The following is a 4652-nucleotide window of genomic DNA, read 5'->3' on the forward strand; positions in this document are numbered from 1 at the left end:
AGCCCCCACCGGGCCGCACCCGCCTGTCGGCGGACCGTCCCACCCCCTGGTGCGTTCCGCGTTCAGGGGCGCGGGGAACTGCGCGACCAGCCCCCACCGGGCCGCACCCGCCTGTCGGCGGACCGTCCCACCCCCTGGTGCGTTCCGCGTTCAGGGGCGCGGGGAACTGCGCGACCAGCCCCCACCGGGCCGCACCCGCCTGTCGGCGGACCGTCCCACCCCCTGGTGCGTTCCGCGTTCAGGGGCGCGGGGAACTGCGCGACCAGCCCCCACCGGGCCGCACCCGCCTGTCGGCGGACCGTCCCACCCCCTGGTGCGTTCCGCGTTCAGGGGCGCGGGGAACTGCGCGACCAGCCCCCGGGCCGCAGGCGCCCTGGGACATGTGTGGCACCCCCTTGGGGGAGGTCAGAGGCGGCCGAGTACCTGGGCCAGCAGGGCGCCCATCCGGGTAGCCGAGTCGCGGCCTGCCTGCAGGACCTCCTCGTGGTTCAGCGGCTCGCCCGTCATGCCCGCCGCGAGGTTGGTGACCAGGGAGATGCCCAGCACCTCCGCACCCGCCTCGCGTGCGGCGATCGCCTCCAGGACCGTCGACATGCCCACCAGGTCCGCGCCGATCACGCGGGCCATGCGGATCTCGGCCGGAGTCTCGTAGTGCGGGCCGGGGAACTGGGCGTAGACGCCCTCCTCCAGGCTCGCGTCGATCTCCTTGCACAGGGCGCGCAGGCGGGGGGAGTAGAGGTCCGTGAGGTCGACGAAGTTCGCGCCGATGATGGGGGACGTCGCCGTGAGGTTGATGTGGTCGCTGATCAGGACAGGCTGGCCGGGGCGCATGCCCTCGCGGAGGCCGCCGCACCCGTTGGTGAGGACGATGGTCTTGCAGCCGGCGGCCACGGCGGTGCGGACGCCGTGCGCGACGGCGGCGACACCGCGGCCCTCGTAGTAGTGCGTGCGGCCCAGGAAGACCAGGGCCCGCTTCTCGCCGATCTTGTACGAGCGGATCTTGCCACCGTGCCCCTCCACCGCCGGCGGCGGGAAGCCGGGCAGGTCGGTGACCGGGAACTCGGCGTCGGGTGCACCGAGTGCGTCCACCGCGGGGGCCCAGCCGGAGCCCATCACGAGGGCGACGTCGTGGGTCTCGGCGCCGGTCAGTTCGCGCAGGCGCGTGGCGGCGGCGTCCGCGGCGGTGTGGGGGTCGCCCTGGATGTGGTCCGGAAGAAGAGATGCGTTCACGCGCATGAGGGTAGCCGGTAGATGCCTACGCGCGTAGATGACAGAGCGGACGGGATGGCGATCGTTGTCTTGTCGTTTCCGACCAACGGCGCTAGCAGGGGCGCTTGCGCAGTTCCATGACGTAGTCGTGGGGGGCGCCCGCCGATTCCGCCGCGTCGGCGACCTCGCCCAGGTAGCGGGCGGAGGGCAGACCGCCCTCGTAGCCGTTCAGGACGTACGTCCAGGCCTGCTCCTCGCCCTCCAGGGTGTGGACGCGGACGCGGGTACGGCGGTAGATGTCGAGGCCGACGCCCTCCCAGCGGTCCATCGAGTCCTCGTCGGGCGGGGCGATCTCGTAGAGCGCGACGAACACCTGGGACAGGGGGTCCTCGACGATCGTCGCGAGAGCGCCCTCCCAGCCCATGTGCTCGCCCGCGAAGGTCAGCCGCCACCCGTTCAGCCACCCCGTGGCGCGCATCGGCGAGTGCGGGGCACGGCGGGTCATCAGCCGCGCGTCGAGGTTGCCGGCGTAGGCGGCGTAGAGCGACATGCGTCGAGGGTACGGCAGCCTTCCCCCGCGTCTCTCCCGTAACGGTGGCATCTCGAGGAGGGCCCCAGGGCGTGAGACCTCCGGGCGTGCGGGACAATGGAGTACGTGACTCGGATCGTGATCATCGGTGGCGGACCCGGCGGATACGAGGCGGCCCTGGTGGCCGCCCAGCTCGGCGCGGAGGTGACCGTCGTCGACTGCGACGGTCTGGGCGGAGCGTCGGTGCTGACCGACTGCGTGCCGTCGAAGACTCTCATCGCGACGGCCGAGGTCATGACGACCTTCGACTCGTCGTACGAGGAGCTGGGGATCATCGTCGCCGACGACACCCCACCGCTGGAGCAGGCCGCCCGGGTGGTGGGCGTCGATCTGGGGAAGGTCAACCGGCGTGTGAAGCGGCTCGCCCTTGCCCAGTCCCATGACATCACCGCCTCCGTGACGCGTGCCGGTGCGCGGGTGCTGCGCGGGCGGGGGCGTCTTGAGGGCATGCAGTCCCTCGACGGGTCGCGGAAGGTCGTCGTGCGGGCCGTCGACGGGAGCGAGGAGACGCTCGTCGCTGATGCCGTGCTGATCGCCACGGGCGGGCATCCCCGTGAGCTGCCCGACGCCCAGCCCGACGGGGAGCGCATCCTCAACTGGACCCAGGTCTACGACCTCACCGAGCTGCCGGACGAGCTCATCGTGGTCGGTTCGGGTGTGACCGGTGCCGAGTTCGCCGGTGCCTACCAGGCGCTCGGGTCCAAGGTGACGCTCGTTTCGTCGCGGGATCGCGTGCTGCCCGGTGAGGACCCGGATGCCGCCGCGGTGCTGGAGGAGGTCTTCCGGCGCCGTGGCATGAACGTCATGGCGCGCTCCCGCGCCGAGTCCGCCAAGCGGGTCGGCGACCGGGTCGAGGTCACCCTCGCGGACGGGCGGGTCATCACCGGGTCGCACTGTCTGATGGCCGTCGGCGCCATTCCCAACAGCGCCGGGATGGGGCTGGAGGAGGCCGGGGTCAGGCTCCGGGAGTCCGGGCACATCTGGACCGACAAGGTGTCCAGGACCTCCGCCCCCGGTGTGTACGCCGCCGGTGACGTGACCGGGGTCTTCGCCCTGGCGTCCGTCGCCGCCATGCAGGGGCGTATCGCCATGTACCACTTCCTCGGTGACGCGGTGGCCCCGCTGAACCTGAAGACCGTCTCGTCGAACGTCTTCACCGACCCGGAGATCGCCACCGTCGGGTATTCGCAGGCGGACGTGGACGCCGGGAAGATCGACGCCCGGGTCGTGAAGCTGCCGTTGCTCAGGAATCCGCGCGCCAAGATGCAGGGCATCCGCGACGGCTTCGTCAAGATCTTCTGCCGCCCGGGTACGGGAATCATCGTCGGCGGTGTCGTCGTGGCGCCCCGTGCCTCGGAACTGATCCACCCCATCTCGATCGCGGTCGACAACAATCTGACGGTCGAACAGATCGCGAACGCGTTCACCGTTTACCCCTCCCTTTCGGGGTCGATCGCCGAGGTGGCACGGCAGTTGCACACGCGCAAGGACGGCGGGGAAGCCTGACGGCCGAAAGCGATTCCTGCCTGGTCACAGGGAGTTGCCGACCATTCGCGCGGCATAGGCGGGGAGATTAGGCCCTATACCACTTCCCGTCCTGTAGTGCGAACATCTTCTGCTATTCGGCGCAAACAGCTGAAAGCAGACGGTCGTTGGCGTTACTGTCAGTTTCGTGTTCGCTGCAGAACGTCGCCAATTGATCCTCGAAATGGTGCGAGCCAACGGGGCTGTATCGCTCCGTGAGCTCGCCCGCGTCGTCCAGACCTCCGAAGTGACCGTACGGCGGGACGTGCGCGCACTGGAGGCAGAAGGACTCCTCGACCGCCGACATGGCGGTGCGGTATTGCCGGGCGGGTTCACGCGAGAGTCCGGCTTTCCGCAGAAATCACATCTCGCGACCGCCGAGAAGACGGCCATCGCCGATCTCGCCGCGGGCCTCGTCGAAGAAGGCGAGGCGATCGTGGTGGGAGCGGGTACGACCACGCAGGAGCTGGCACGCCGGCTCGCCCGGGTCCCCGGGCTGACCGTCGTGACCAACTCCCTGCTGGTGGCCCAGGCGCTCGCCCATGCCAACCGGGTGGAAGTGGTGATGACCGGCGGCACCCTGCGCGGTTCCAACTACGCCCTGGTGGGCTCGGGGGCGGAACAGTCGCTCCAGGGGCTCAGGGTCTCCCGGGCCTTCATCTCCGGGAGCGGACTCACCGCCGAGCGCGGGCTGTCCACGTCCAACATGCTGTCGGCGTCCGTGGACCGGGCGCTGGTGCAGGCCGCCGCGGAGGTCGTGGTCCTCGCCGACCACACCAAGCTCGGTACGGACACGATGTTCCAGACCGTGCCGACGGATGTGATCACCCGCCTGGTCACGGACGAACCCCCGGCCCACGACGACCGGGCCGGTACGGAACTCCAGGCGCTCGCCGACCAGGGGGTGCAGATCGCCGTGGCCGGCGCGTCGGGAGCGCCGGGGGGTGATCAGGTCCCGGCGCGTCGGCAACAGCGCCGGGACGTGCCCCTGCCGGGACCCCGCCGCGGCCAGGTCGCGGGCGGCCCGGGCCTGCGCACGGCCACCGTCCACGGTGAGCAGCCTCCGGGTGCGGAGCGGGCGCGGGTGGCGGACCTTCGCCGGCGATGAGCCGCACGGCCGGGCGCCACGCCTCACCGGCACGACCCGCGGCACCCTGAAATCCACCGTCACGGGGACGGGGAAGCGGGGGGGGGGGGGGGGGGGGGGGGGGGGGGGGCGGGGGGGGGGTGGGGGGGGGGTGGGGGGGGGGGGGGGGGGGGGTGGGGGGGGGGGAGGGGGGGGGGGAGGGAGGGGGAGGGGGGGGGGAGGGAGGGGGGGCGAGGGGGCGGG

At 71.7% G+C, this 4652-nt stretch carries 4 protein-coding genes; 2 read left to right on the forward strand and 2 right to left on the reverse strand.

Annotated features, from left to right (window positions below; all coding sequences use genetic code 11):
* Nucleotides 1-405: 405 nt before the first annotated feature.
* Both ACZ48Z_RS35700 and ACZ48Z_RS35705 read right to left on the reverse strand, forming a co-directional pair.
* Nucleotides 406-1230, reverse strand: a complete 825-nt coding sequence (locus tag ACZ48Z_RS35700) for a purine-nucleoside phosphorylase (protein WP_468740063.1) — start codon at nucleotides 1228-1230, stop codon at nucleotides 406-408.
* Between the two features lie 91 nt (nucleotides 1231-1321).
* On the reverse strand, nucleotides 1322-1759 hold the full coding sequence (locus ACZ48Z_RS35705) for a gamma-glutamylcyclotransferase family protein (RefSeq protein WP_468740064.1): 438 nt from the start codon (nucleotides 1757-1759) through the stop codon (nucleotides 1322-1324).
* Nucleotides 1760-1855: 96 nt separating this feature from the next.
* Between ACZ48Z_RS35705 and ACZ48Z_RS35710 the strand changes: the two genes are divergently transcribed.
* Nucleotides 1856-3304, forward strand: coding sequence for an NAD(P)H-quinone dehydrogenase (locus tag ACZ48Z_RS35710; protein WP_468740065.1), 1449 nt, complete (start codon nucleotides 1856-1858; stop codon nucleotides 3302-3304).
* A gap of 166 nt (nucleotides 3305-3470) precedes the next feature.
* Complete coding sequence (locus ACZ48Z_RS35715) at nucleotides 3471-4430, forward strand: DeoR/GlpR family DNA-binding transcription regulator (protein ID WP_389095937.1); 960 nt, start codon at nucleotides 3471-3473, stop codon at nucleotides 4428-4430.
* Nucleotides 4431-4652: the final 222 nt, after the last annotated feature.

This window comes from Streptomyces sp. NPDC031225, assembly GCF_055570355.1.